This is a genomic window from Rhodospira trueperi (assembly GCF_900101965.1).
Lineage (GTDB): Bacteria > Pseudomonadota > Alphaproteobacteria > Rhodospirillales > Rhodospirillaceae > Rhodospira > Rhodospira trueperi.
The window spans coordinates 1-1,070 of sequence record NZ_FNAP01000048.1 but is presented as its reverse complement, the minus strand read 5'-3'; the positions used below and the strand labels follow the sequence as shown (position 1 = coordinate 1,070).

At 66.2% G+C, this 1,070-nt stretch carries 1 protein-coding gene; it reads right to left on the bottom strand.

Annotation, left to right across the window (positions count from 1 at the left end):
* A partial coding sequence (locus BLS85_RS18485; RefSeq protein WP_143027208.1) for an IS66 family transposase occupies positions 1 to 891 on the bottom strand: 891 nt, incomplete at its 3' end.
* Positions 892 to 1,070: the final 179 nt, after the last annotated feature.

Here is a 1,070-nt window from a genome sequence, read left to right as displayed (position 1 = left end):
ATCGGCGAAAAACCGGTCCGGGTGGGCCTGCAGTCGGGCGATGACGGAACCGGCGAGGCCGCGCCGGCGCATGGCGGCGAAGGCCTGATCGTTCAGCACATAGTCGCCGTGCCCGGCCCGCAGAAGCTCGAGGAAATTGAGCCGGCTCTTGGAAACCGTGGTGGCGAAAACAGTGAACGCATCGTTGCCGATCTGGGTGCAGACGCCGTTTCTGCCCTGGTGACGGGCGCCGGTATCGTCCACCGAAATCCACCGTCCGTGGGTCAGGCCCGCCCGCAGAACGTCCCGGGCCTCGGTGACGAACTGGTCGTTTGACGCGATGAGGATGCGCACCACCTGCCGCTGGGAAATCGCCACCCCCAGCCCTTGCAGCATCTCGACCAGGCGGGGCACCGTCGTCTGGCCCTGGTGGTATTGGGCGAGGATGAAGCGCTTGAGCGCGGGACCGAAGTGATCGGTGACCCCATCGGGCAGCGGCGCCAGCATCGTCACGCCGTCCGGAGTGATCCACCGTTCACGGTGATAGCACACCGTGCGGGCCTCGATCCTGAGCTCCTGGACCGTGAACGGCTGGGTGCCCTTGAACCGCGAGCCGGGCGGGACACCATCGACCGCGATCCGCCGCTCCTCGACCACGCCCGACGGCTTTTTCGGCCCGCGCCGCCGCTTCCCCTCGCGCCGGGGCCGTTTGTCCGTTGCCTTGTCCATGCCAGACGGCTTCAAGGGCGGCTTGATGTCCGGCTTGCCCTTCAGACCCTTCAGCCGCGCGATCTCGTCGCGCAACGCCCCGTTCTCCGACACCAGCCGGGCGTTCTCTTCCAGCAGGCCCAGCGTCAACGGCTTCAGCGTCGCCGGATACAGGGCATCAATGTCGAACGGCGGCTTGACCATGCCCGCAGCGAATCACGAACCGCGAGTTCGCGCAACCAAATGTGAGTCGCGACGCAGCCACCGCCCGCACTTCTGCCCCGGTTACGGATTTTGAGCGGCTGATTTTTTACAGGGTGTTTTTGGCGGTGTCGCTCAGCCAGGTCAGGGCGCCCTTGGTCGAGGTCCAGGTTTCCAGGCTG